The sequence below is a fragment of the Streptomyces sp. SA15 genome (assembly GCF_002291145.1).
Classification (GTDB): Bacteria; Actinomycetota; Actinomycetes; order Streptomycetales; family Streptomycetaceae; genus Streptomyces.
Genome location: NZ_NTGE01000073.1, coordinates 59,329 through 83,766 on the forward strand (window position 1 = coordinate 59,329; position 24,438 = coordinate 83,766).

The following is a 24,438-nucleotide window of genomic DNA, read 5'->3' on the forward strand; positions in this document are numbered from 1 at the left end:
CTCACGGATAGATTGGCTTACATCCGTGACCATAGGCGTTTGTCACGGATAGAAGCAAGCTGTAGCGTGAGATGCGTGAGTGAGACTGATACCGCCACCACCGTTGACTCTGTCGGCCCGGGGTTGCCGCCGGCACCGGGCGCTGAGCGCTACCCCGCCCTTGACCTCGCCAACAGCGCCATCGCCCTGCCGGGCGGCCAGTTCCTCGATGCGTTGGGCACGCCCTCCGGGGCCAACCAGTGGCTGGTGGACCACAACCTGGCTCCCGCGGACGCCGGTATGCAGGAGATCTGCGCGGCACGTCTGCGCTCCCTGCGCGAGCAGGTACGCGCCTTGCTCGCCGCCCAGGTCGGCGGGCATCCGGCTCCCGCCACCGCGCTGGCGGCCGTCAACGACGCCCTCACACGGGTCCCCACCGCCTCCCCGCTCGGCTGGGATGCGGTCCGCGGCATGCACCGCACCGCCCCGCACCCCATCGACCAGATCGTCGACCAGGCCCTCGGCATCCTCGCCGCCGACGCCGCCGACCTGCTCACCGGGCCCGACGCCGAACGCCTGACGGCCTGCCCCTCCACCCCCTGCAACCGCTACCTGCTCCGTGCCGGGCGCCGCCACTGGTGCTCGGTCCGCTGCGGCGACCGAGCCCGCGCCGCCCGCGCCTACGCCCGCCGCACCCAGACCACCGCCGACTGAGTTCGGCCTCCTCCGCCTCGCCGCCGGTTCACCGGACCCGCGCCGGGGCGCGGTTTCGCACACCCTCGAGCCCCCGGCATGGACGGCACACCTCGCTCTCCATCCGGTCATTCCCCACGATCGACGAAGGACCATCACCTCTCATGACGGCCACATTCACCCTGCTGACCACCGGCTACGACAGCCTCGACGCACGCAATGCGGATCGCGACGGCCGCGAGAAGCCGTGGCACGTCGCCTCGACCGTCGGCCTCCTGCGCGACGGCGACACGATCGTCGTCGTCGACCCCGGCATGGTCGAGGACCGCAAACTCATCCTCGATCCGCTCGCCGCCGCCGGAATCAGCCCCGAGCAGGTGACCGACGTGGTCTTCAGCCACCACCACCCCGACCACACCCTCAATGCCGCCCTTTTCCCCAACGCGCGCGCCCACGACGTCTGGGCCGCCTACCACAACGACCTCTGGTACGACCGGCCCGCCGACGGATACCAGCTCTCCCCCTCGATCCGCCTGATCGAAACGCCCGGCCACACTCCACAGGACATCTCCACCGTCGCGGAAACCGCCGAAGGGAGGGTCGTCCTCACCCACGCCTGGTGGAGCGTCCACGGCCCCGCCGAAGATCCCACCTCCGACGATCACGAGGGCCTGCGCGCCTCCCGCCGCAAGATCCTCGCCCTCAGGCCCTCCCTGATCGTCCCCGGCCATGGAGAGCCCTTCGTCCCCGACGAGAACACCCCCATCTAAAGATCGGCTTCGCCGTCGTCATCCGGTGCTCGCTCGCGGTACGCCTGCTGGATCTGGCCCCGGCATCGGACGATCACCGCAGGCCAGGCGGCCCCGGATTTGCGCTGTCGCGGTCCCGCGGCTGCGTCGGCAGTACCGGACGACACCGGCACGGTCGGCCAGCTGCTGGCGCAGCCGCTTCTCGTTGTCCGGCATTTCGCCCCGGGCGCAGACCTTCTCGTGGAACTCGCTCTTCAGGTCAGTGTGGCGCTGGGTGAGTGCGTTACGGGAACCTGGGCCTCGGCCGCGAGAGCGGCGACGACGGTGGCACCCTGGGCGCCCGTGGCGCCATGAATCACGTAGGTCATGACGCCATTAGTGCACAAAGTGCACCAGTTACATCAACTGCACTAATGGGTACGGTCGGAATGTGACTGATCCTTGCCTCCCCGAGTGCGGCGTTGCCCGGTTCCTCACCCTCCTCAACGGGCCGTGGGCCACCCTGATCGTGCGCGAACTCCTCAAGGGCTCCCACCGGTTCAACCAGCTGCGCGAGGCGCTGCCCGGCATCAGTCCGCACACCCTGACCAGCCGGCTTCGTCAGTTCGAGCGGCACGGCATCGTCACCCGCACGACCTACGCGGAGATCCCGCCGCGCGTCGAGTACGCGCTGACCCCTCTCGGCGAGGGACTGCGCGAGGTCCTGGAGGCCATGGGGACGTGGGCCATGGCGGTGCCGGATCCCGAGTCCGGCGTCACCGCCTGACGTAGGCCTGGCCCGGAGACCCGGTTACGGTCGCTGTCGCGCCGAGGACGCCAGCCTCTCCCGCAGGGCGTCGTTGTCGTCGTGATGGACGACCTCCTCGAACCGCAGCCGCAGCCCGTGCTTGTCCAGCAGCTGGGCCACGATCACGTCGAGCTGTTCGCGATGCTCCTTCGTCCGCGCCTGGAGATACGCCTCCCGGACCTCTTCGGGCTCGCCCGCGAGAACCTGGTCCATGCGCTGGCGGATGTACTGCTTGAGGTTGATGTGCTCCATGAACACCTCGCGCACCCCCGTATCGACCAGGCGGCCGAAGAGGTCGTCGAGGAGTTCGGGCTGGGTGGCGAAGTGGGGCAGGAGCGGGCCGACGAAGGCGTAGGTGGGGATGCCGGCCTCGTTGAGTTCGGTCAGGGTGCGCAGGCGGCGGGAGGCGAGGGGGGCGTGTACCTCCAGCCAGCGGCTGACCTTGTCGTCGGTGGTCGTCACGGTCATCCCTACCTCCGCGCGGGGGAGGCTGGTGAGCAGGTCGATGTCGCGGGTGACGACGGGTGACTTGGTCAGGATGCGAACAAGGCCCGGGTACTCGACTGCTTGCAGTTCGCGCAGGATGCCGCGGGTGAGCCGGTACTTCGTCTCGTGGCCCTGGTAGGGGTCGGTGACCGAGCTGAGGAGCATGGTGCCCCGGCGCTTGTCCTCGGGCATCTTCGCCAGCTCCTTGCGGGCCAGTTCCACCGCGTTCTTCTTCACGTACAGGTAGTCGCCCCATTCCTTGACCGACCGGCCGAACTGGCGCCCGGCGAAGGACGCGAAGCAGTAGGCGCAGCCCAGTACACAGCCGGTGTAGGGGTTGATGACGTAGTCGTTCGACGGGGTCTTCGACTTCTGGATCAGGGTCTTGGCCTCGATCTCGACCGGCTCCATGACGTACTTCCCTCTCTCTGGGCCCGACCGTCCGCATAGGGAGCGCCGGGGTCGTTCCTCTGCTGTCTGCGGGTCGGCCGTGGAGCACCGAACCCTATCCACAGAACAATAATCTGAGGAACTTGCTTCCAAGGAATGGAAATGGTTTGCTGGGTAGCGGCCGGGCCGGGGCCTCGCGGTCTCTTCCCTCGCGGAGTGAGTGCAGGGGCCTGCCGTCCGTGAGCCGTCGTTGCCGTCGCTGGCACGCCTCAGAAAGTCACCGTCGCCCGTCAGGAGTGAGTGTCATGACCGTCCCCGCCTTCAACTCGGTCGCCTGGTTCGAGTTCGGCACCGACCAGCCGGAGAAGGTCAAGGAGTTCTACGGCGAGCTCTTCGAGTGGAAGTACGTGTTGAACACCAACACCCCCGGCGTGACCTACCACTCGGTCATGACGCCGGGCGCCGGGCAGCCGGCCGGCGGCGTGTGGGAGTCCGAGGGCAACTTCCCCAACTACGCGATCTTCTACGTCCTGGTCCAGGACGTCGCCGCGACGGTCGAGCGCGCCCGGGAGCTTGGCGCGGAGGTCCTCATGGAGCCGGTCTCCGACTCCGCGGGCTTCACCTTCGCCCGGCTGCAGGACACCGCCGGCAACCACTTCGGGATCTTCTCCGTACCCGCCCAGTAGCAGACACCACGGGCACGGCCCGTCCTCCCCCATGGCGCATCCGCCGGAGGGCCGACTCCTCTCCCTGATGGCCGCGGGGCCCACGCATCCCACTTGATTCACCCACCCGGAGGTCCCCATGTCCGGCGCCGGCGCCGCCAGCGAGAAGATCCCCGTCCGTGTCTACGGCGGCCCCACCACCCTCTTCGAGTACGGCGGACTGCGGTTCGTCACCGATCCGACTTTCGACCCGCCCGGCGAATACCCCATGCCGCTGCCCGGCGACCACAAGCTCGTCAAGACCGACCCCGCGACCGTCACGGCCGCCGACCTCGGCCCCGTTGACGCCGTCCTGCTCTCCCACGATGAGCATGACGACAACCTTGACGACGCCGGTCGCGCCTTCCTGGCCGGGGTACCGGTCGTGTTCACCACCGTCAGTGGCGCAGGCCGCCTGGGCGGCACCACGCAGGGGCTGGCCTTCTGGCAGAGTGCCGAACTTGAGCGGCCCGACGGCGGCACCGTGACCGTCACCGGCGTGCCGGCCCGGCACGGCCCCGTGGGCTGCGAGCCGATCACCGGTGACGTCGTCGGCTTCATGCTCACCTCCGACGACCTGCCCTCGATCTACGTCAGCGGCGACAACGCCGCCATGAAACACGTCAAGGAGATCGCCGAGAAGTTCGCTCCGGTGGACACCGCGGTCCTTTTCCTCGGCGGCGCCCGCATGCCCTTCGCCTTCGACGGCGCCCTGCTCACCCTCGACAGCACCCTGGGCGCCGAGGCCGCGAAGACCCTCCGCGCACGCAGGGTCGTCCCCGCCCACTACGACAGCTGGGCCCACTTCCAGGAAGGCCGCCACGAGATCGAGGCCGCCTTCGCCGAGGCCGGTCTGGCCGATCGCCTCGACTTCGCCCGATAACCCCGACCGAACCCACGGAGATCGTGATGACCACTGCCAACCTCGACCTGGCCCGCGCCTACTTCCAGGCGGTGCAGACCGGGAACATGACCGCCCTCGGTGACCTCCTCGACGAGCAGATCGTCTGGCACCAGCCCGGCTCCAACCAGTTCTCCGGCGAGCACAAGGGCCAGGGTGCCGTCTTCCAGATGCTCGGCAGCATGATTGAGGCCAGCCAGGGCACCTTCGCCATCGACACGATCCACTCGCTGATGGGCAACGGCGACCTGGTCGCCGCCCACATCCACTTCACCGGCCGCCGCGGTGATGCGTCCATGGCCATGGATGGCGTGGACCTCCTGCGCATCGCCAACGGCAAGATCACCGAAATGTGGCTCTTCTCCGGCGACCAGAGCGCCGAAGACGCCTTCTGGGGCCGCTGAATCCGCGTGTGCCCCGAGACCACCCCGGCCTCGGGGCACACGACGCAGCCGCCTACTGGCAGTGCTGTCCTCCAGCGTGAAAGGCATGGCATGCGGAAGATGACCAGCGAGCAGTGGCGGGCGTTCATCACGCACGGCACCCGCACCGGCAAGCTGTCGACCGTCCGGGCCGACGGAAGCCCGCACGTCACCCCGGTCTGGTTCCTCCTCGACGGCGACGACATTGTGCTCACCACCGAGAAAGACGGCGTCAAGGGCCGCAACCTTGCCCGCGACGGACGCTTCGCCCTCTGCGTCGACGACGACCGGCCCCCCTACGCGTTCGTCGTCCTCCAAGGACGTGCCGAGACCTCCGAGAACCCCGAGGAAATGCTGCGCTGGGGCGGCCTCCTCGGCGCTCGCTACATGGGCGAAGACCGCACCCAGGAGGAGTACGCCGCCCGCAACGGCGGCCCCGGCAACCTCCTCGTCCGCGGTCACATCCACAAAGTCATCGCCTTCGACGGCATCGCCGACTAGAAAACGGCTTCGGGCGGTTGGTGCGGGGCGGGTGAACCATCCTCACCCGGCCCGCACCAACCGCCCGAAGCACTGCCGGAGGCGGCGTGCTTCACGAGGCCGTCGGCCTGCCGGATTGCTTCGGCGCCCGCATCGCCGGCACCGGCTTCTGGCCCGCGGCCTTCCGCTCCGCGTCCAGAGCACGTCCGGCTGCCCGCAGCGTACTGAGCACCGAGGTCACCTCCCGCACGGACTGCTCGGGGATCACCGACCCGATCCGCAGCTCCAACTCCTCCTCGAACACCTTCGCCGCTCCCTCCGTCAGCTTCCGCCCTTCGGCCGTCAGGTCGACGATCGAGGAACGCCGGTCATTCGGATTCGCACGGCGCTCGCACCAGCCCGCCGCCTCCAGGCGGTCGACCACCTTGCTCGTGCCGCCCACCGTGATCGAGAACTCCTCGGCGATGTCCTGGATCCGCGGCCCGGGGCGACGCAACAGCAGATGCAGCACCTCGAACGACGTCAGCGGCAGGTCGTACTCCGTCCGCAAGCGTCCCTCGACGCCGTTCCACAGCTCGATCTCCAGCGAGACCAGCTCCCGGTACAACCGCATCAGGTCAGCCATCTTTAATATTCCTTAGAATTATCTTCCACGGAAATTTCATTGTAGGTCATCGGTAGAGCAGAGCGACCTGGCCTGTGCAAGATCGTCGGCGCCACCGACGGCCCCTCACCACACCCAGAAACAGTTGAACGAGACCCATGTGGCGGGCACGACCGGCGCGGATCCGACACGAAGGAAGGCGCATCGTCCCGATGCCCCACCGCAGGACCCGGACCCATCTCATAGCTGACGGCTGCACGGATGTTCACCAAGCGCTGGCAGGGTGCGATCAAGCGAGGCCGGGTGGCACAGGGTGATCCACCGTGCGGGACGGCAGGGGCAGCATGCTGACGGCGCCGGTACCCTCGGCCAGTTGCTTTCGTAGCAATTGGTTCTCCACGGTCTTCTGGTGGAGCGCGCCGACCAGCGCCTCGACGTCGCCTTTGAGCTGGACGATTTCTTCAGCGTCCGAAGCACGCAGCTCTTTCAGCCGGCGGATCTGCCGGCGCAGCCGTTTCTCGCTGTCCGGGGTCTGCCTGCGGGCCCGGACCTTGTCGTAGAACTCGTTTTTCAGGTCGGTGTGGCGCTGGGTGAGCGCGTTGCGAGGGACGTCTGCCTCAAGGGCGAGAGCGACGATGGTCAGAGCGCCGTTGGAGCGCTGGGGGTGGTCGGCCAGGATGCGGTCCATCGCGGCGCGGATGCGGTCGCGCTCGTCGGGTGCTGGGCTCATGAGGTCGGCTCCTGCGGGTGGATGCGGTCGTGCTCGTGGCGGTCGGCCAGCGCGCGCAGCTGCGAGGCGCGGCGGGTGAGGCGGTCGGCGAGGGGGTCGGGAATCAACTCGGAGGCGGCCTGTTTCTCAAGGGGCCGGGCGTACTGAAGGATCTGGGCGGCATGGTGGTCGGTGCGTGCGATGTTCGCGCACGACGGCCGGCAGCGGTCCAGGCGCGGGGCGTCGTCGGCGTCCAGGCGGTAGCACAGGGCCCGGTCTCGGTTGTAGACGCACATCAGCAAGGAGCGCGGGTTGTCGTAGACGGTCAGGGCCGGGTTGCCGAGGATGTCGCGGGCCTGACGGTGGGTGCGAATCGACCCGGCGAAGGCCGGCGCCTGAGCCGCGGCGTGGATCGCGCGGCGCGCGGCCGGACCGGAGATGCCCACCCCGCTGGTGAGGTCGTCATGGAGGGTGGTGAGGGTGTCGGCGGTGGCCCGGGCGGTTTCGATGTCCAGCAGCTGGTGGATCCCGTCGCGGCCGCGGGCCGCGTACCCGCCGCTGACCGCGGTGCGCATGTGCCCGTACTGGATGGCCAGCGCCACCAGGCCGCCCGGGCGGCGGGCGATGTGCCAGGCCAGGGTGCGGCGAAAGCGGGCCAGGCCGATCGCGCCGTGCGGATCGTCGGGGATGACCTCGCCTTCCCGTCCCAGGCGCAGGGCCAGGTGGGAGGCCCATGCGACGAAGTTCTCGATGCGCGAGCGCAGCCCCGAATAGCGCAGGGAGGTCGTACTGGGCGTGGGCGTGTTCACGAAGGTGTGCGTGGCCGCGTCGAACAGCAGCCCTTCGGCCGGGGCGATCTTCTCCAGCACGCGGATCGCCCTCACCACGGGAGGGATCGCCACCCAGGGCACCTCGCGCAGGCGCCCGGCGGAGTGGTGGTTGCCGTCCTCGTCGAAGGCGTTCTTGAACTTGCGCCCGTAGATGAGGTGCTGGCCGGTTGCGACCTCCGGGCAGCACCCGGTCTGAAGGCCCAGCACTTCAGCCGGGCGCATCCCGGTCAGGTAGGCCAGGACGATGAAGCAGGCCGTGCCCAGATGCCGCATGAGCTCGCGGGTCTCGGTGAAGTCGATGAACGCCGTCCACGGCTCGCCGTCGATGCGGCCGGTGATGGGCGTCTCAAGGGGGCAGGGGCCGGGGTTGGCGTCGACGTAGCTGAGCAGGTGCTGCCACGGCTCGGTCACCAGCAGGCCGTTGATCTGCGAGGACGGGCAGTCGACCCGGGCGGCGATGTAGGTGTTGGCCAGGGCATGGCGGTAGCCGGCGTTGGGCCTCGAGGGCACCGGCTGGCCGCGGTCGATGAGGTCCTGCAAGTAGCGCTTCAGGCGGGCTTTCGACTCCGGCGTGCCCGGCGCGCGTACGACCGCCTCAGCCATCCGCCGGCTTTCTGCCCAGGCGGCGAGCATGTCGTCGGCGAAGTCGTCGACCACGCGCAGCGCCCAGATCAGCAGGGGCCCCATGGTGGCCGGGGAGATCACCTCGGTGGCGTTCTCGCCCCGCCCGGCGCCGGGAGCCCGGGGCAGAAAATCGTCGACGCCGAGACGGTGCCAGGGCGGCATCGCCATCCCGCTCGGAGCAGGCCCGGCCGCATCGAACGCCCACAACCGGGTCAGGGCCACCAGGTCCTTGGTGACGATGCCGCGGCTGGCGCCTGGCTGCCGGGCCAGATGCCCGGCCCACGAGACCAGAACATCCGCGGTGACCGCGCGCAGATCGCCCAGACCCTGCTGGTCCAGCCAGACCGTGAAGCGCTGCCAGCGCAGCACGGTGTGGTAAATCCCGACAGGGCCCAGGCGGGAGTGCCAACTTGGATGACCGACCAGCACACTCGCCGGCAACGGTGTATTGATCATCATCCAGGCGGCCAGCTGCACCTGCGGCAGCACCGGAGCCGGGAACCGTGACCAGTCCAGCCCAGGCCGGGCGGCGCTGGGGTTCGCGACCAGCGGCGCCAGCGACCACACCTCGTCGGCATAGATCGACACCGGCACGGGGCCGGGCGCCAGGACCAGCGACGGCGCGACGACCAGCGTGTCCCAGGGAGGAAGGGCCGGAAGTTCGGCGGGCAGAGCGGTCACAGGTCGAAGTCCCCTTGCAGAAGCTGCTCGATGATCGTGCGGTCGGTGTCGGTGACGGCTTCCAACGCCTCCTGCCAGACCGGCTCGCCGAGCCGGCCGCGCAGGTCGGCCAGCCGGGCATGGGCATCCGCCCAGTCCGCCTCCCAGATGCCCGGCTCCACCACACCGCGCAAGTGGTCCAGGGCGTTGAGCAGGTGGGCCAGGCGCGGGTGATGGGCGGGCGTGACCCGGGCGTTTGGGCAGGCCGTGCACAGCAGGAACGACGCAGCGCACCCCTGACCGGCCGGACTGAACGGACTGTGCTCCCAGCCCGCGCAGGCCGCGGTCACCGTCTGCCGGTCCCCCGCCTCCGTGTCCGGGATCAGGCGTGCGGTGAAGACGGTGCGGCGGGCCGCGTCCACCGCCTCCAGCGCGCCGTCGGCGATGACCGGCACCGCCTGCTGCTGGGCCTGGGGCTCGCCCACCACGTAGATGCTGTCGTGGGTGTCCTGGGTGTTCTGCCCCGGCTCGCGCCGGTGCAGCACGTTCACCGTCTTGCGCATGCGCCGCAGCGGGGAACCTCGCAGTCCGACCGAGCGTGCCCAGTCACCGCCGGCCATCTCGTCCACGCCCAGCCCGAACGGGCCGACCCGCACCGCCCTGCGATATCCATGGCCGTCGTGCGGGGTGGTCTGGCGCCAGATGAGCAGCCGGTCGACGTCCGTATCGAGCTGCTCAAGCAGGGCCCGGGCGTGAGCGGTCGCCTCCAGGGCATCGGTGATGATGCGCCCGGAGGAGTCGGCTCCAGAGTCGGTCACATTGCGGCTCTCGAACCGGCCGCGGTGCCCCGCCCGGCGCCGTTTCTCCAGCCGCAGCCGGTAGACCGGCATGCCCGCCTCCGTCGTGCCCGGCAGCGTCTCGGGCACCGGCATCTCGGAGAGCGTCGTGACGTTCAGGCCTAGCTCCGCGATGATCAGCACGGCTAGCGCGGCCGTCTCCTTGCGGCTCAGATAGAGCCGCCCCCAGGTGCACCGCGCCGAGCCGCCGGCCAGCGCCGCCCGGTAGCGCCTGCGGACCGTGCGTGGCTTGTCATAGACGGGCACGTCACCGGTGCGGGCCAGGACGTCCAGCGCCTCGCCCAGCAGCCATGCGGTGCCGCCCGCCTCGATCCGGCCCGCCCGCCAGGCCGCCAGGTGGTCGGAGTTCTCCCTGATCCGCAGCAGCGCCGTACGAAACGTTCGCCGCGCTGCCACGCGGATGGCCGTGAACTCCTCGTGGGTGTAGGCCAGTTCGCGGCCTGGTGTCCACGCGAACCGCTGGGCCATCGCCTCCCGGCCAGCTGGGTCAGAGCAGCGGTCTTGCCGATCCCCGGCTCGCCCCACAGCAGCACGGGCAGGTCGGCCGCCACGGCCAGAGTCAGGGCCTCCAGTTGAGTGTCGGGGCGCGGTTCGGTGGTGGTGTCGCGCAGGAGGGTCAACAACTCGTCGGCGATGGTGAGTTGGGAGGTGTGGGCCGGGTCGGAGGGGGTGCCGGTGGTGGCGAAGGGCGTGTATGTGGGCATGTGTGATTCACCTTTGGGTTTCGTGGCGAGGCGAGTGGGTGCGGGACCGAGGGCCCCGGGCGAGATGTGAGGCGAGTGGGTGCGGGCGCGGGGCCCTCGGGGTTGAGGTGAGCGAGTGGGTGCGGGGGAGGGGCCCCGGGGCCGAGATGAGTGAGTGGGTCCGGAGACGGAGGGTCCTCGGGGTTGAGATGAGCGAGTGGGTGCTGGGGGGCGGGGGCCCTGGGATCGTGAAGCGGGTAGGTCCGGGGAACCGAGGCGCCCCGGGGACGACATGAACGAGCAGGCGCGGGGAGCGCGGCTCAGCGGAAAGTGCCGTGACGCGGACGCGACCGGCCGACGCGCGGGCGGCGGCGATCCTCAGGGCGGAGACGGGCAGGTGCGGGACCGATCAGGCCCGCCCGGAACAGCCCGTAGGTGATCCGCCGTTGTGCGGCCGCCTCGAGTTCGTCCCGCAGAGCGCCACCGCGCAGCAGTGCGTCGGGACCCAGCAGGCCCTCTACGACGGCCAGCGCGCCGGCGATGTCTCCGTGGTCCAGGCGTGCGCGGACGTCGGAGAGGCACTCCGGATGCCGGTGTGCCTCGTCGATGACCTGGAGGCAGGGAACCGGGGTACCGGTCAGGGCGGCCAGCAGTTCCTCCCGCCTGATCTCGGCCGCGTCGTGGTCGAGCGGCGCCAGCACCCCGTCGACAAGGCCGATCCGGTGTTGGGCTCCCCGGCACTCCACGAGGCGCGGTTGTCCTGCCCGGTCCGGATTCCGGGTCGGGCCGGCCGGTGCGTGATCCGGTACCAGTGCCGAGGCGACCAGCGGGTGCAGCCGGTCGACCTCGATCGAACCGGTGCGGAGCAGTTCCAGATCGGGCAGCACCCAGGTCGCGGCGTCGGGCAGGACCGGCAGCGCTAAGGCGTCGCCCCGCGTGGTCGCCGCCGTAATCCGCAATGAGGGAGGACCGACGCCGTCGCCGACCGTGATCAGGTGCAGGACCAGCCTTTGTCGCGTCCCGACGCGCACGGCGACGGCACCGGTGGTCCGTCCCTCGGCCCGCAGCACAATCCCCGCCTCGGCCGCCCACCGGTCGACAGCACACCGGCTCCTTTGCGGCACTGCCCCCAGCAGATCCGGGTCCGGCGCGGGAGGGTCGGTCGGCCGATCGGCCCCGGACCGGATCCGCAACTCATCGGTCCTGCGCGCGTCCCACAGGTGGCGGTGCAGGTCGAGGCGGAACCGACGGTGGGGATGGGAATGGGAATGGGGATGCGGATGACGGGGGCGCCGGGCCCGGAAGGGGATCCGTCCCACAGCGCGAGGCTGATCCGCTGACCGGCATCCGCCCACGCCGGCGGAGTCCGGACCACGAGGTGCACCGGGCGCCCGCCGTCAGGCCGCACAGTGTCGTACCGCGCCAGAGAGAGGGTCAGACATGGACGCAGCAGCCCGTCAGGACCGACCCTCGGCATGTGCCAGCGCAACAGGTCAGGAGCCAGATGGCGGAGATCGGCCCGCACCTGGGCCGCGAGTTCCTGGCCGTGGGTACGCGCCACGGAACGCAAGCTGAGATCGACATCGATGCCTGCGGCGGCGCACGCCCCCGCCCAGTCCCCGGTGAGGCGGCGCGTGGTCGCAGTCTCGATCATGGACGGCGGCACCGCGAACTCACGCACGCGCTGCCAGAAGGAGAGGCGGGAATTCCCGTTCGCGTCCTGAGTGAGCATCAGCACTCACCTTGCGCGGCCGGGACCCCCAATCTGTCAACAGAATGAGTCATCATCGCGGGGATCGTAGCGCTCCTCACCTCGATCTGTCAGGTGCCTTTTTGCCCCGGCACAGCGGTAACTCCTGGATCTCCTCCGGCCGCCTGTCAGGTGGTGGCCCCGCCGCGGCTGCGGGTGCGGGCGATCAGCCACATCAGATACGGCGCGCCGACCGCCGCGGTCAGCACGCCGACCGGCAGTTCGCTGGGGGAGAGCATGCGCCGGGCCAGCAGATCCGCCGTGGTCACGATCAGGGCACCCGTCAACGCCGAGCAGAGCAGGGGGATCTGGGCGGTGCGGGTGAGACGGCGGGCGATCTGCGGCGCCAGCAGGGCCACGAAGTCGACGGGTCCGGCCGCCCCGGTCGCCACGGACGCCAGCACCACGCCGAGGGCGGTCAGACCCAGCCGTACGCGACCCAGCCCGACACCGAGGGCGGTGGCCGTGTCGTCGTCCAGGGACACCGCCCGCTGTGCCCGGGCGGCCCACAGCAGCGGCGGGACCAGGACGAGCAGGGTCAGGGCGAGGGGCGCCGCCTGGTCGTAGCCGCGTCCGTTGAGGGAGCCGGTGAGCCACACCTTGGCCTGCTGGGCCACCAGGTAGTCGCCCTTGGTCAGGAACAGCCGCGTCAGCGAGCCCAGCGCGATCGAGACACCGATCCCGACGAGAACGAACCGCGTGGCGTGCAGGCCCTTGCGCCAGGCGAAGGCGTAGACGAGCACGGCGGCGGACAGCCCTCCGACGATCGCGACGTACGGCAGCGCGGCGGGGGACGTGACGCCGAAGGTCATCGCGGTCACGGTTGCCGCGCCCGCGCCGTGCGTGACGCCGATGACGTCCGGACTGGCCAGGGAGTTGCGGGCGACCGTCTGGATCAGCGCCCCCGAGATCCCGAAGGCGGCACCGACCAGCAGACCCGTCACCAGGCGGGGCAGCCGCAGCGTGCCGACGACCAACTCGTCGGGGCTCGGCTGCCCGAGCAGGACACGGACGACCTCCCTGGGCGAGACGAACGATTCGCCGATGCAAAGCGAGGCGACGACGGTCACCGCCAGCGCGACCACGAGGACGGTGGCGATCACGACGGCCCTGCGATGCAGCAGGAAGCTGTTGTCGCGTGCGCGGACGACGGAGTAGCCGAAGGGGCGGGCCGCCGCCGTGCCGGCCCGGTCGAGTCGTGTCATGCCGCCACCGTCGCCTTCCGCCGTACGAGCGCGACCAGGAACGGCACGCCCAACAAGGCAGTCATCACGGCCACCGGGACCTCCGAGGGCGGGAAGAGGACACGGCCGAGCACGTCCGAGACCAGAATCACCGAGGGTCCCAGTACGGCGGCCATGGGCAGGACCCAGCGATGGCCGGAGCCCACCAGAGCGCGGGCGATGTGCGGCACGGCGAGCCCGACGAAGGCGATCGGACCGGCCGCGGCCACCGCGACCCCGGTCAGCACGGTCGCGGCGAGGGCGCCCAGGATCCGCACCCGGAGGACATGGTGACCGAGTCCGCGGGCCACGTCGTCGCCCAGGGCGAGCGCGTCCAGGCCACGGGCCATGACGGCGACCAGCAGCAGCCCCGCGACCAGGAACGGCCACGTCTGCGCCACGACAGCGCCGTCCCGTCCGCTGATCGAGCCGACGTCCCAGAAGCGGAACTCGTCCAGGACCTCTGCGTCGGTCGTGACGATTCCGGACACCACCGAGGCGAGGAAGGCGTTCATCGCGGCACCGGCCAGGGCCAGTTTCACCGGGGACGCGCCGCCGCGCCCCCCGCTGGCGACGGCGTACGCGGCCACCGCCGCGAGCCCCGCGCCGACGAAGGCGAACCAGACGTATCCGACGAGCGTGTGCACCCCGAAGAAGGCAATCGCGCAGACGACACCGAGGGAAGCTCCCTGGCTGACACCGAGAACGCCGGGCTCGGCGATCGGATTGCGGGTGAGGCCCTGCATGACCACGCCGGCGACCGCGAGGGCGACGCCGACCATCACACCGATGATCGTGCGGGGCACCCGCAGGGCCCGCACGACCTGGGCGTTGTCGCCGGTGCCGCCGTGCAGCAGGGCGTCGAACACCTCGGTGGGGGCGACCTGGCGGCTGCCGACCGCGAGGCTGAGCAGGACGGCGAGAAGCAACAGGACCACGCCCGCGGCCAACCGGACGACCGGGCGCCGGGTGGCACGGGACATGTGCTGCCTCTTCATGTGATTCACGTGGTTCATGTGGTTCATCTGCACGGACGACCGACCACACCGCGGCCGAAGCCTCGGTCTCCTACTTGGTCAGGTACTCGTCCAGATCCGCGACGACCTGCTCGGCGGCGGTGACACCGAGTCCGAGGTACCAGGTCTCGTCCGGTACGTCATAGGCGTGCCCGGCCTTGACCGCCTTCAGGTTCTTCCACAGCGGGTTGCCCTGCGCACGGGACTTGTCCGTGGCCTTCGCGTCGCCGTACACGCCGGTGAAGATGTAGTCGGCGTCGGCCTGGTCGATGTTCTCGGCGCTGACCTCGGCGGCCAGGTCCTCGATGTCCTGGTTCTTCGGGCGGGGGATGCCGGCGTCCTTGAGGATGGTGCCGATGAAAGAGGCGTTCGCGTAGAGGCGGATCACCCCGTCGGGCAGGTAACGCACCATCGAGACGGTCGGCTTGTCGGCGCCGAGCTCGGTGCCGAGTGTCTTCACCTTGGTGTCGTACGCGGCCAGCTTCGCCTTGGCCTCTGCCGTCCTGTCGAGGGCCGACGCGTTGAGGAGGTAGTTCTCCTTCCACGTGAAGCCGGGCCGGATGGAGAAGACGGTCGGGGCGATCTTCGACAGCTCGTCGTACTTGTCCGCGGCGCGCAGCTGGCTGCCGAGGATGAGGTCCGGCTGGAGACCGGCGATCGCCTCGAGGTTGAGGTTGTTGATCGTGCCGACGTTCTTCGGGGTGCCGGCGTCCTTCTTCAGGTACGACGGCAGCTCCGGGGAGCCTTCGGTGGGGGCGAGCCCGACCGGCTTGATGCCAAGCGACACCACGTTGTCCAGCTCGCCGACGTCCAGGACCACCACGCGCTTTGGCTGGGCCTCGATCACGGTCTCGCCCATGGCGTGACGGACGGTGCGCGGCCATTCGCCCGGCTTGGCGTCGGTGCCCATCGCCGCGGTCTTCTCCACGGCGGACCCGAAGTCCTCACCGCCCTGCGCCACGGCCTTCTTGTCACCGCCCCCGGCGGAGCCCGCGTCCTTGTCGTCGTCGGCGGAGCCGCCGCACGCCGTGAGGGTCAGCGCGGCGGCGACGGCGAGAGCGAGGGCGGCCGGACCGCGACGCCGAGGGAACATGACAGGACTCCTTTGTGACACCACTTTTTGGTCATTAGGCCAGCCTCACCTTATCCGGGAGGGTCTTGCGGCCGACAACGGGACCTGTGTGGCTCCTGTCACGGCACTGTGGCGTCACGGCCTCCGTGCCCGCTTGCGCTACGACAGTGTGTCGGCGACCACGGATGCCGCTTCCGCGATCAGCTTGTTGTCGTAGGTGTCGTCCTTCTCGCTGCGATTCGACATGATCGCCATGACGACGGGGGCTGCGTCGGGGCGCCACACCACGGCGATGTCGTTGCGGCCGCCGTAGCCGCTGCCGGATCCAGTTTTGTCGCCGACCACCCAACCCTCGGGCACCCCGGCCCTGATGAGCTCGTCCCCGGTCTTGTTGGTCTTCAGCCACTTCGTGAGCTGGGCCCGTTCCGGCTTGCGGAGGACGTCTCCGAGGACGTACGCGCGCAGGTCCTCGGCGAACGCTCGCGGGGTCGTCGAGTCCCGCGTCTCGCCAGGAACCCAGTCGCTCAGCCCGGTCTCGATGCGCTCCATCACGGTGACGTCGTCGCCCAGCTTCCTGAGCTCGGCTTCGAGGCCCTTCGGTCCGCCGAGCGCTTCGAAGAGCAGGTTGGCGGCGGTGTTGTCGCTGTAGCGGACGGCGGCGTCGCACAGTTGGCGCAGGGTCATCCCGGTGTCGACGTGCTTTTCGGTGATCGGGGAGTTGCGGACCAGGTCGTCCACGGAGTACCTGATCACCTCGTTCATCCCGCTCAGGGAGTACGTGCGCAGCACGGCAGCGGCGGCCATCGCCTTGAACGTGGAGTGGTAGCCGAACCGTTCGCCGTCCCGGTAGGCGACCTCCTGTCCGGTGCCGGTGTCGATGGCGTAGACACCGAGCCGCGCGTCGAACTCGCGCTCCAGTTCCTTGAGTTCGGCGGTGTACGGCTTCGCGGCCGTGCTCGTGCGCACCGCCGCGGCGGCCGGGGCCGGCGAGGCTTGGGAGCCGTCCTGGCCGCAGGCCATGACCGGGACGAGGGCGAGCGCGGCGAGCGCTCCGAGAACGGTGCGCCGGACACGGGTGTACTGCATGGTTCAACCTCCGTTGGATGGCGGTGAGTTCCGTGACCACCCTCACCTTCGGGCCGTCATGCGGTCCAATACGCTCACGCGCGGTTCCATGCCGATCTGGCATAGAGTGCGGGCCGTGGATCTGGTGGGAGCGTGCCGAGCGTTCGTCAGCGTCAGCGAGTACGGCGGTTTCACCGTCGGTGCGGCCGCTGCCCGGATGTCGCAGTCGGTGGCCAGCCGTCGCGTCGCCGCCCTGGAAGAACGCTTCGGGCAGCCGCTGTTCGAGCGCACCTCGCGGCGGGCCGTCCTCACTCCCTTCGGCCGGGACATGCTGCCGGTGGCCAGACAGCTCGTGCAGGCCGCCGACGTGCTGCTGCACGAGGCGGAAGCCGTCAAGCGCAAACCGTGGCGGCTCGCCGTGCCCGGCGTCTGCTCCACGGTCGGCCTCGCTCGCCTCGTCGCCGAGGCGCGCGGGCAGGGCTTCACGCTCGATCTGCGCGTCGCTGCGCCGCCGCGGCGCAGGGAGCTCCTCCACGCGCAGCAGGTACGGGCCGCCCTGCTCGCGGTGCCGCCGGACGAGGCGAGATGGGCCGTGCCGCTCGGGCTGGCCGGCGCCCAGGACCCCCGAGTGAAACGCGTCTACCTCGAGACGCTGCGGCTCGGCCGGGCCACGACCGGCCCGGCCCGCCGTATCTGGATCCAGCCGGAGGACGACGTGCCGCACATCCGCGACCCGCTGACGCGACTGCGCGACGCGGTCGGCCTGCGGCCCGCACAGCTCGTCGCCGCACCCGACCTGACGACCGCCGCGGCCGAAGTCCTCTGCACCCGTGACCTGTTGCTGTGCACCCCCGCACAGGCCGAGGAACTCGCCCTGAACTGGCGGCCCATCGGCGAGATCACGCTCAGCCGGGGGTTCGCCCTCGCCGCCGCGGGAGACGGCAATCCGCAGCACATCGAAGCGCGCCTGGGCGACGCCGTCGCCCGCTGTCTCGGCGCGGACACCACGGGAGAGGAAGCGACTTGAGCACCGAGACACTGTTACGCGACATGCGCCGGCAGCTGCGTGACGGCGGCCTGCACGGCTGCATGCTCGTGCGGGATCTGCACACAGGGGAAGAGCTGGGGATCGAGCCGGACACCCAGCTGCCGTCCTCGTCCCTGGTCAAGGTCCCGCTCGCGCTGGCGACCTTCGAGCGCATCCGACGGGGCGAACTCGACGGAGCGACGACGCTCGACGTGCCACCCGGGCGGATCACCACGCCCGGCCCGATCGGGCTGAGCCGGTTCCGCCATCCCGCCCGGATCGCCGTCGACGACCTGCTCTACCTGAGCATGTGCCTGAGTGACAGTCAGGCCGCGGAAGCGCTGTTCGGCCTCACTCCGCCCGCCCGCGTGGCTGACATCCTCCACGAGTTCGGCCTGCGTGACATCACTGTCCGGCACACCGTGGACGAGCTGACCGACACCCCCGTCGAACGCTTCGACGCCGCCGACGTGCACCTCGCCCACGCCCTGGCCATCGACGGCGGCACCAGCGGCCGCGGGCACCGGGTTCCGCACCTCGACACCACCCGCGCCAACACCGGCAGCGCTCGCGCCTGGGTCGATCTGCTCCAGGCCCTGTGGACACCGTCGAAGGTCCCTCCCGAGGTGGCCGAGCGGGTACGCGACCTCATGCGGCACAACGTGCTCCGACAGCGCCTCGCCCCGGACTTCAGCTCCGACGCCACCACCTGGTCCTCCAAGACCGGCACGCTCCTCAACCTCCGCCACGAGATCGGCGTCGTGGAGCATGCCGACGGCCAGGCCTTCGCCATCGCCGTCCTCACCGAGTCACTCGTGCCGGCCAGTTTCCAGCCGGGCGCCGAGGCCCTCATGGCGCAGGTCGCGCGCACGCTGCGGGACCATCTTCGGCAGTTGTGACCCCCGGGCCTGCCCGGGAGGACGGTCGCACTCGTGCTTCCGGGCGGCCGGCGGGTCCCCCGTCCTCACGGCAGCTGACGGGGGAAGGACTCCAGGGCCGAGACCAGGCCGGCCGCGTCGGTGCCGATCTTTCGGTACACGGCTGAGAGCAGTTGCCGTACACCTTGCTCCCTCAGCCGCAGTTCCTTCGCGACCACCGCCACCGGGTGGCCCTGGGCCGTCATTTCGGCCGCCTTGTGCTCGGACACGGTGAGCGTGTCCGTCTGCGCATAGCGCAGGGGCAGCGGCCGTAGCCCGGCCGCGGACAGTTCCTCCCGCGCCCGGACGGCCAGGGCCTCGGCACCGCAGTGGACGGCGCCCTCCAGACCCTCATAGAGCCGGTCGGCCGCCTCCTGCAGATTTCCTTTCCGGATGAGTGCGGCACCGTGGCCGACCAGCGCACGGGCCAGCTCGTAGGCGGCCGGTGACCGTTGCAGGTGGTCGACGGCCTCCGCGTACAGGTCGAGCGCCGCCGGTCCGTCGGTCACCGCCGCCAGCGTGTGGAGCGCCTGCCCGATCGCGGAGGCCGCACCGAAGTCCCGGGCCCGCTTGACGGCGTCCTGGGCATGGCGGACCGCCTGGTCCGGGGCGGTGCGGGCGAGTGCGGAGGCCAGATGCAGCTGCCAGGGGCACCAGGTCGGGTTACGCCAGTCCCGCGCCTGAAGCCAGTTCCCGACGTCGGACAACAGACGCGCCGCCTCCGGCAGTCGCCCCTCCGCCAGCAGCAGTTCGGCGTACACCGTGCGGGGATCGGGGAAGATGACCGCGTTCGGCACCACGTCGCCGTAGTGGTGGGAGTCGGCGAGCCGGCGCGCGTCGGCGGTCCGCCCACGGGCCAGCAGGCTCTGGATGAGAATGCCGATGGCGAACCACTGGGCGGGCACCGCGCCTTCGACGCGCTCGGCGGTGTCCAACCCGGCCCGTACGAGTTCTTCCGCCTCGAGGAGGCAGCCGCGGCGGTAGCGGATATAGCCCAGGAGTGTCTGGCCCTGCGCCAGATGGGAGCCGCGCCAGCCCTTGTGCTTGCACTCGGCCATACCCTTGGCGAACAGCTCTTCGGCCCGCCATGGCTGATCGCAGTACATGAACAGCAGGGCGACCGCGACGGGCACCTCGAAGCCATGGTTCTCGTCGGTCCAGCTCATCCCTCCGCGCAGGGCCTGCTCGGCATACCCGAGGGCGGTCCGCCGCGGCTCGCCGCGCACGAGGGTGTCCCACGCCCGCAGGCCGAGGATGTAGCGCTCCTCCAGTCCGCGACCGGTCAGCTTGTCGGCCAGCCGCGCCAGGCGACGTGAGCGGGCGGACGAGTCGGGCTCATCAGTGCGAAACGCGCTCCAAACGAAGTGATCGGCCTGCATGCGCAGTTTGACGCGCGGGTTGGCGGCCCGCCGCGCCTCGTCGGCGGCCACGGTCGCGGCCTCGGTCAGCTCGTCGGTGTGGGCGAGCGCCTGGGTCAGTCGGTAGACGATGGAGGCGCGGAGGTCGGGGTCGATTCCTGACTCCTTCAGCGCCTTACGGAGATGGCGGACCGTGGCCTTGGGGTCGATCAGGAAGGTGGAGCAGGCCAGTTCGTGGAGAAGCTCGGCGCGGTCCTCCGCAGGGGGTGGTTCCCGCAGCGCTCGGGCCAGCACGCGCCGGGCGGCCTCCGGGGCCCCGGCGCGGAGATGCTCACGCCCGGCGGCGCGCAGGCACGCGACCGCCTCGGGGCTGCCGTCGCAGGGAACCTCCAGCAGGTGCCGGGCGGCAATGGTGGGGTCGGAACGGGCCACCTGGGCGGCGTAGGCGGCCGCGTTGTGCATGCCGACCCGCAGGCTCGAGGGGATGGCGCGGTAGATCGTCGTGGCGATCAGCGGGTGGACGAACTGCAGGCTGTCCCCAGGCCCGTCGCCGTCCGCGAGGATGCGACAGGCGCGCAGCTTCTCGATCGCCTCGGCGGCTTCCTCGCTGCCGAGCACTGCCATGTCGGCGGCTTCCTCGCTGCCGACCACCATCATGTCGGCGGCGAGCTCGGGCGAGAAGGACCCACCCAGTACGGCGGCGGCCCACGCGAAGCGGACGGTGCTCGGGCCGAGCCGTTTGAGGCGCTCGATCAGTCCCGGGCCCTTGACCGCTGCGGCGAGTTCACGCATCACGGGCAACTCGTCCTGCGTGCCCTTCACCTGCCGCTCGCGGAGCCTGATGGCGAGTTCGACGGCCTCGAACGGGCTTCCGCCGGTGACCTCCCAGCACTCTGCGCAGAATTCGTCCTCGGCTTCCTCACCCACTTGGTCCCTGATGATCCGCGCCACACCGGCCTCACCCAGCGGAGACAGGAGGTGCGGGCGCTTCTCGTGGCGTTCGACGAGCGTGCGGAAAGAGGTCGCGTCGGACGGGAGTTCGTCGGGCCGGTAGGCGACGACGATCAGGAGCGGGAGGTCCGCGACCCGGGGCGCGAAGGAGGCGATCCAGTCGAGGGATTCGGCATCGGCCCAGTGCACGTCGTCCAGGAGCAGAACGACAGGCGCGTTCATCGTCGTGAGGCGCGTCATGACCCAGTCGAGGCCGTCGCGCACTCCGGTCGGGTCCGGCATCCGAGCGGGGTCCGTCGCCTCGAGACCGAGCGCGGCGCCGACGATGTCGTACCAGCTGCCCAGGAAGGCCCGACGCTCCGTCTCGCTCATCCTGGCCAGGGTGGGCTGCATGAGCTGGCGGACGACGCGGAACGCCAGCCCCTGCTCCTTCTCACCGCCCTTGCCGGAGAACACCGTGAATCCGTGTGCGGCGGCGCGGGCGCGCGCCGCCGCGATGAGTGTCGTCTTGCCCAGCCCGCCCTCACCGGTGAAGGCGAGCAGCCCGCCGCGCGGTGCCCGGGGCACGCCTTCGACGGCGTCACGGAGCTCCGACAACGCGCAGTCGATCGCCTCGAGTTCCTGGTCGCGTTCGAGCAGAGGCCGTTGTTCGGTGATCGGTTGCCGCAGCCCGTCGGCCATGTGGTCTACCGCTTCCTGTCGTTGCTCCCCGCCGGACGGGGCGAGCGTATGCCCTCGTGCACGCCCTTTGGGCGGGTTGGCACAGGAGGTCGACAGGGAGGGTGAATTTTCCGCAGGAGCGGTTCGAGTCCCGACCTTTCGAGTATCCTGCTCGGCTTCGGCCCCTCTCGGGGTCTCTGCGTCGCGGACGGACGGTCGGGCCGAGGATCAGGGCACGGTGGTCGCCATCGTGTCCGCGTACCGCGGCACGGTACGGGACCAGAAGTAGCATCCGCGGATCCAGCCGGCCATGCCCTCCACGTAGCCGACGCCGGCTGGGCTCAACTCCGGCCTGATCTCACCGTAGAGCTCCTCGAACTCGCTGATCGTGCTGTTGATGTGCCGTACGGCCAGTGCGACGGCCACCGGCAGGGAGCACCGGTGCGCGTGCTGGTAGGCGAGGGCCAGGTTGATCACGCCGCCTGCCCGCTGTTCCTTCACCGCGGAGTAGAGGTCGGGTATCCACACCGCCGCGTCGGCCGACAGCCGGCTCAGGCGCCGCATGACCGGGTGATGGAGCTCCTCCGGGGTCAGTTCGCATTGCTGCGCGGCCTCGCACAGCGGGTAGAACGGCTCGACACCCGCGATGAGGGAACGTATGGACCGGCACAGCCCGCTCCCCACCGGCACGGAGTGGTTCTGGGCCACCGCCTCGTACAGCAGGCCGTGCACGTACTCGCGGCTGTTCCAGGCCCATCGTGCGGCCTGAGCGGGCGTGCACCGCTCCCGGACCTGTCGATGGAGATCGGCCAGGGCCGCCCCGAGCGGGGTGCTGGGCGGTTGGTCGTCCCACAGGATCCCGACGCTCTCGCACAGCATGGGCAGCAGCCTGCCGGGCGACCGTCGGCCGAGGTCCTCCGCCCGGTCGTCGAAGATGAACTGGTAGGCGATCTGGTTGGCCATGATCTGGAGAAGGCCGGAATCCATGGTCGGGCTGTTGTAGGCCGCGAGTTCCGCGGGGCGCGTACAGGAGATCATGGCCGCCGTCGCCGGATCATCGTTCAGCCCCCATGTGCTCAGCCATTTCTTGACGCCTGCCGCCGCCGCGGATGCGTGGGGGTTGCTCTGGAACGGGAAGGGCATGTAGAGGTTCGCGTCGATCAGATCCCTGAGATCGACGGCCGGAATTCCATCCTGCGCGGCGAGCGTGATTTCCTCATGCGTCGTCGACATCGTTGCCACCTGCCGTTCGGGAGTCGCGGACGACTGGTACGACAGTTGTCCGGGGCGCGCGGGAGCCCGCTGGAGACGATGTGCCCACCGGCCGCCTCGACCGCGGTTCGCAGACCATGACCAATCCCCTCGGACCCAACGACGCCGCGGGGCGCAGCCGTTCGACGTGCCCGGGCAGATGGCGCAGCCCCCAGTGGCGGGCGATGAACGCGACGGCCACCGTGGCTTCCGCCATGGCGAGCGTCTCTCCGATGCATTTCCGGCTGCCCCCACCGAACGGAATCATCGCTCCGGGCGGGACGGCGACGGCCTGCCCCGGCAGCCAGCGGTCGGGGAGGAAGCGGTCGGGGTCGGGGAACAAGGCGGGGTCGTGGTGCAGGAGGTACGGGCTGAACATGACGGTGGCGCCCTGCGGGAGACGATGTCCGGCGAGATCCGTCTCGCGCGTGGTGACGCGGGTGAAGAGCCAGCCGGGCGGGCGGTGACGAAGGGTCTCGGTGAGGACGCACCGGGTGTGGGCCAGGCGCGGCAGCTCGTCGGGGCCGGGCGGCCGCCCTCCGGCGAGCACGGCGTCGACTTCTGCGTGCAGACGGCGTTCCTCCTCCGGATGCCGCGCCAGGAGCTCGAAGACAGAGGAGAGGCACAGGGAGGTGCTCTCGGCTCCGGCGAACAGCAGCGTGATCACCTGGCCGTGGACTTCCTGTTCGGTGATCGCCGTCCTCTCGCCGTCGCCCCGCGCGGCCGCCAGCAGGGTCCCCAGCAGGTCGTCCCGGTCGTCGGGGGGAGTGCCTCGCCGGCGCTCGGCTATGGCTGCGGCGACGATCGCGCGCAGCCGGTCGGAAGCGTGCCGGTAACGCCGGTTCGCGGGGGTGGGAACACGGAACAGGGCGTCGACCGGCATCACCGTCCGGAGGAACATGCCGCGGACGACGGTGGCGAGGCAGCTGCGCATCTCGGCGGCCGTCGCGGCGTCGAGCGAGTCGGAGAAGAGGACGCGGCTGACCACCCGTGTCGACAGGTCCAGCATGGTCGCGCTGATGTCGACCTCCTGCCCGGCCCGCCACTCGCGGCACACCGACTCCACTTCCTCGCCCATCAGTTCCACTTGATCGGTGACGCGAGCCTTGCGGAAGTCGGGTTGGAGGAGCCTGCGCTGGCGCCGGTGATCCTGATGGCGGCAGGTGCCGACGCCGTCACCCAGCAGCATCCGCAGCCTGTCGTAGAGGGGGCCGCCCTTGTCGAAAGTGCGCGGGTCCATGAGTACCTGGTGCACCAGGTCCGGGTGACACGCCATCCAGGCACGCTGCGGACCCAGGCGTATCTCGACCAGATCCCCATGAGCGGACAAAGAATTCAGAAAGGCCAGCGGCCGACGGGCCAAGTCGATACCGTGGCCGATGAATGGGAATATGCCTGGAGCAGTGCCCACTGTCCAGGCTCGCTCTGGTACAGGAACGGAGTCGCTCATCGAATACCACCCGCCTCAATTGACACACGGGATTTCGGTGCCGCTGACACCGATTTGATGCTCGCCTCATGTCCTGCCCATTCGAATCTGTTGGCGGCTCGCCGAATCCTTTCTCCGTTGGGGCGCACAGATGCACGAGG

Annotated in this window: 21 protein-coding genes and 2 pseudogenes; 9 read left to right on the forward strand and 14 right to left on the reverse strand. The window is 70.1% G+C overall.

Annotation, left to right across the window (positions count from 1 at the left end):
• Positions 1-75: 75 nt before the first annotated feature.
• The 3 genes from CLM62_RS12150 (at position 76) to CLM62_RS12160 (ending at position 2,187) form a co-directional block, all read left to right on the forward strand.
• On the forward strand, positions 76-693 hold the full coding sequence (locus tag CLM62_RS12150) for an ABATE domain-containing protein (protein ID WP_257003814.1): 618 nt from the start codon (positions 76-78) through the stop codon (positions 691-693).
• 143 nt (positions 694-836) lie between these two features.
• Positions 837-1,442 (forward strand): MBL fold metallo-hydrolase, encoded by a 606-nt coding sequence (locus CLM62_RS12155; protein WP_095749839.1) that lies wholly within the window; start codon positions 837-839, stop codon positions 1,440-1,442.
• A 409-nt stretch (positions 1,443-1,851) separates the two neighbouring features.
• Entirely contained in the window at positions 1,852-2,187 is a 336-nt protein-coding gene (locus tag CLM62_RS12160) for a helix-turn-helix domain-containing protein (protein WP_095749840.1), read from the forward strand.
• A 24-nt stretch (positions 2,188-2,211) separates the two neighbouring features.
• Here the strand turns inward: CLM62_RS12160 and CLM62_RS12165 are convergent, their stop codons facing one another.
• On the reverse strand, positions 2,212-3,105 hold the full coding sequence (locus CLM62_RS12165; RefSeq protein WP_095749841.1) for a radical SAM protein: 894 nt from the start codon (positions 3,103-3,105) through the stop codon (positions 2,212-2,214).
• 284 nt (positions 3,106-3,389) lie between these two features.
• Between CLM62_RS12165 and CLM62_RS12170 the strand changes: the two genes are divergently transcribed.
• From CLM62_RS12170 to CLM62_RS12185, 4 genes are all read left to right on the forward strand, one after another.
• Entirely contained in the window at positions 3,390-3,770 is a 381-nt protein-coding gene (locus CLM62_RS12170; protein WP_095749842.1) for a VOC family protein, read from the forward strand.
• A gap of 118 nt (positions 3,771-3,888) precedes the next feature.
• On the forward strand, positions 3,889-4,671 hold the full coding sequence (locus tag CLM62_RS12175) for an MBL fold metallo-hydrolase (RefSeq protein ID WP_095749843.1): 783 nt from the start codon (positions 3,889-3,891) through the stop codon (positions 4,669-4,671).
• Positions 4,672-4,697: 26 nt separating this feature from the next.
• Positions 4,698-5,093 (forward strand): nuclear transport factor 2 family protein, encoded by a 396-nt coding sequence (locus CLM62_RS12180; protein WP_095749844.1) that lies wholly within the window; start codon positions 4,698-4,700, stop codon positions 5,091-5,093.
• A 90-nt stretch (positions 5,094-5,183) separates the two neighbouring features.
• On the forward strand, positions 5,184-5,612 hold the full coding sequence (locus tag CLM62_RS12185; RefSeq protein WP_095749845.1) for a PPOX class F420-dependent oxidoreductase: 429 nt from the start codon (positions 5,184-5,186) through the stop codon (positions 5,610-5,612).
• 91 nt (positions 5,613-5,703) lie between these two features.
• Here the strand turns inward: CLM62_RS12185 and CLM62_RS12190 are convergent, their stop codons facing one another.
• From CLM62_RS12190 to bla, 10 genes and pseudogenes are all read right to left on the reverse strand, one after another.
• Positions 5,704-6,216, reverse strand: coding sequence for a MarR family winged helix-turn-helix transcriptional regulator (locus CLM62_RS12190; protein WP_095749846.1), 513 nt, complete (start codon positions 6,214-6,216; stop codon positions 5,704-5,706).
• Positions 6,217-6,484: 268 nt separating this feature from the next.
• Complete coding sequence (locus CLM62_RS12195; RefSeq protein WP_095749847.1) at positions 6,485-6,925, reverse strand: hypothetical protein; 441 nt, start codon at positions 6,923-6,925, stop codon at positions 6,485-6,487.
• On the reverse strand, positions 6,922-9,039 hold the full coding sequence (locus CLM62_RS12200; RefSeq protein WP_218835590.1) for an integrase: 2,118 nt from the start codon (positions 9,037-9,039) through the stop codon (positions 6,922-6,924). Before CLM62_RS12200 ends, CLM62_RS12195 begins: the two co-directional genes overlap by 4 nt.
• Complete coding sequence (locus CLM62_RS12205) at positions 9,036-10,343, reverse strand: hypothetical protein (RefSeq protein WP_179382059.1); 1,308 nt, start codon at positions 10,341-10,343, stop codon at positions 9,036-9,038. The genes CLM62_RS12200 and CLM62_RS12205 overlap by 4 nt, the downstream gene beginning before the upstream one ends.
• An 8-nt stretch (positions 10,344-10,351) precedes the next feature.
• Positions 10,352-10,579, reverse strand: a pseudogene (locus tag CLM62_RS51405) (AAA family ATPase); the annotation flags it as partial.
• Positions 10,580-10,878: 299 nt separating this feature from the next.
• Positions 10,879-12,290: pseudogene (locus CLM62_RS12215) on the reverse strand (hypothetical protein).
• A 146-nt stretch (positions 12,291-12,436) separates the two neighbouring features.
• Positions 12,437-13,513, reverse strand: a complete 1,077-nt coding sequence (locus CLM62_RS12220) for an iron chelate uptake ABC transporter family permease subunit (RefSeq protein ID WP_095749849.1) — start codon at positions 13,511-13,513, stop codon at positions 12,437-12,439.
• Positions 13,510-14,514 (reverse strand): iron ABC transporter permease, encoded by a 1,005-nt coding sequence (locus tag CLM62_RS12225; protein ID WP_095750056.1) that lies wholly within the window; start codon positions 14,512-14,514, stop codon positions 13,510-13,512. The genes CLM62_RS12220 and CLM62_RS12225 overlap by 4 nt, the downstream gene beginning before the upstream one ends.
• Positions 14,515-14,599: 85 nt before the next feature.
• A complete protein-coding gene (locus tag CLM62_RS12230; protein ID WP_095749850.1) occupies positions 14,600-15,640 on the reverse strand; it encodes an ABC transporter substrate-binding protein in 1,041 nt (346 codons plus the stop codon).
• A 138-nt stretch (positions 15,641-15,778) separates the two neighbouring features.
• Positions 15,779-16,705: a class A beta-lactamase gene (bla, locus tag CLM62_RS12235; protein WP_095749851.1), complete on the reverse strand. Its 927-nt coding sequence runs from the start codon at positions 16,703-16,705 to the stop codon at positions 15,779-15,781.
• 115 nt (positions 16,706-16,820) lie between these two features.
• Here bla and CLM62_RS12240 point away from each other — a divergent pair, with 115 nt between their 5' ends.
• Positions 16,821-17,711 (forward strand): LysR family transcriptional regulator, encoded by an 891-nt coding sequence (locus tag CLM62_RS12240; protein WP_257003815.1) that lies wholly within the window; start codon positions 16,821-16,823, stop codon positions 17,709-17,711.
• Complete coding sequence (locus tag CLM62_RS12245; RefSeq protein WP_179382060.1) at positions 17,708-18,610, forward strand: serine hydrolase; 903 nt, start codon at positions 17,708-17,710, stop codon at positions 18,608-18,610. The genes CLM62_RS12240 and CLM62_RS12245 overlap by 4 nt, the downstream gene beginning before the upstream one ends.
• 65 nt (positions 18,611-18,675) lie before the next feature.
• Here the strand turns inward: CLM62_RS12245 and CLM62_RS12250 are convergent, their stop codons facing one another.
• From CLM62_RS12250 to CLM62_RS12260, 3 genes are all read right to left on the reverse strand, one after another.
• Entirely contained in the window at positions 18,676-21,618 is a 2,943-nt protein-coding gene (locus tag CLM62_RS12250; protein ID WP_095749854.1) for an AAA family ATPase, read from the reverse strand.
• A 207-nt stretch (positions 21,619-21,825) separates the two neighbouring features.
• The gene (locus tag CLM62_RS12255) at positions 21,826-22,830 is read right to left on the reverse strand and encodes a (-)-alpha-amorphene synthase (RefSeq protein ID WP_095749855.1); all 1,005 of its coding nucleotides are present in this window, start codon (positions 22,828-22,830) and stop codon (positions 21,826-21,828) included.
• Positions 22,814-24,298 carry a cytochrome P450 gene (locus tag CLM62_RS12260; RefSeq protein WP_095749856.1) on the reverse strand — a complete coding sequence of 495 codons (1,485 nt, stop codon included), beginning with the start codon at positions 24,296-24,298 and terminating at the stop codon, positions 22,814-22,816. The genes CLM62_RS12255 and CLM62_RS12260 overlap by 17 nt, the downstream gene beginning before the upstream one ends.
• Between the last annotated feature and the right edge of the window lie 140 nt (positions 24,299-24,438).

Coding starts and splice junctions, on each gene's coding strand:
- CLM62_RS12225 (WP_095750056.1), bottom strand. CDS start 14,514: ATGTCCCGTGCCACCCGGCGCCCGGTCGTCCGGTTGGCCGCGGGCGTG.
- CLM62_RS12195 (WP_095749847.1), bottom strand. CDS start 6,925: ATGAGCCCAGCACCCGACGAGCGCGACCGCATCCGCGCCGCGATGGAC.
- CLM62_RS12175 (WP_095749843.1), top strand. CDS start 3,889: ATGTCCGGCGCCGGCGCCGCCAGCGAGAAGATCCCCGTCCGTGTCTAC.
- CLM62_RS12205 (WP_179382059.1), bottom strand. CDS start 10,343: ATGGCCCAGCGGTTCGCGTGGACACCAGGCCGCGAACTGGCCTACACC.
- CLM62_RS12260 (WP_095749856.1), bottom strand. CDS start 24,298: ATGAGCGACTCCGTTCCTGTACCAGAGCGAGCCTGGACAGTGGGCACT.
- CLM62_RS12170 (WP_095749842.1), top strand. CDS start 3,390: ATGACCGTCCCCGCCTTCAACTCGGTCGCCTGGTTCGAGTTCGGCACC.
- CLM62_RS12185 (WP_095749845.1), top strand. CDS start 5,184: ATGCGGAAGATGACCAGCGAGCAGTGGCGGGCGTTCATCACGCACGGC.
- bla (WP_095749851.1), bottom strand. CDS start 16,705: ATGCAGTACACCCGTGTCCGGCGCACCGTTCTCGGAGCGCTCGCCGCG.
- CLM62_RS12230 (WP_095749850.1), bottom strand. CDS start 15,640: ATGTTCCCTCGGCGTCGCGGTCCGGCCGCCCTCGCTCTCGCCGTCGCC.
- CLM62_RS12250 (WP_095749854.1), bottom strand. CDS start 21,618: ATGGCCGACGGGCTGCGGCAACCGATCACCGAACAACGGCCTCTGCTC.
- CLM62_RS12180 (WP_095749844.1), top strand. CDS start 4,698: ATGACCACTGCCAACCTCGACCTGGCCCGCGCCTACTTCCAGGCGGTG.
- CLM62_RS12165 (WP_095749841.1), bottom strand. CDS start 3,105: ATGGAGCCGGTCGAGATCGAGGCCAAGACCCTGATCCAGAAGTCGAAG.
- CLM62_RS12220 (WP_095749849.1), bottom strand. CDS start 13,513: ATGACACGACTCGACCGGGCCGGCACGGCGGCGGCCCGCCCCTTCGGC.
- CLM62_RS12255 (WP_095749855.1), bottom strand. CDS start 22,830: ATGTCGACGACGCATGAGGAAATCACGCTCGCCGCGCAGGATGGAATT.
- CLM62_RS12190 (WP_095749846.1), bottom strand. CDS start 6,216: ATGGCTGACCTGATGCGGTTGTACCGGGAGCTGGTCTCGCTGGAGATC.
- CLM62_RS12155 (WP_095749839.1), top strand. CDS start 837: ATGACGGCCACATTCACCCTGCTGACCACCGGCTACGACAGCCTCGAC.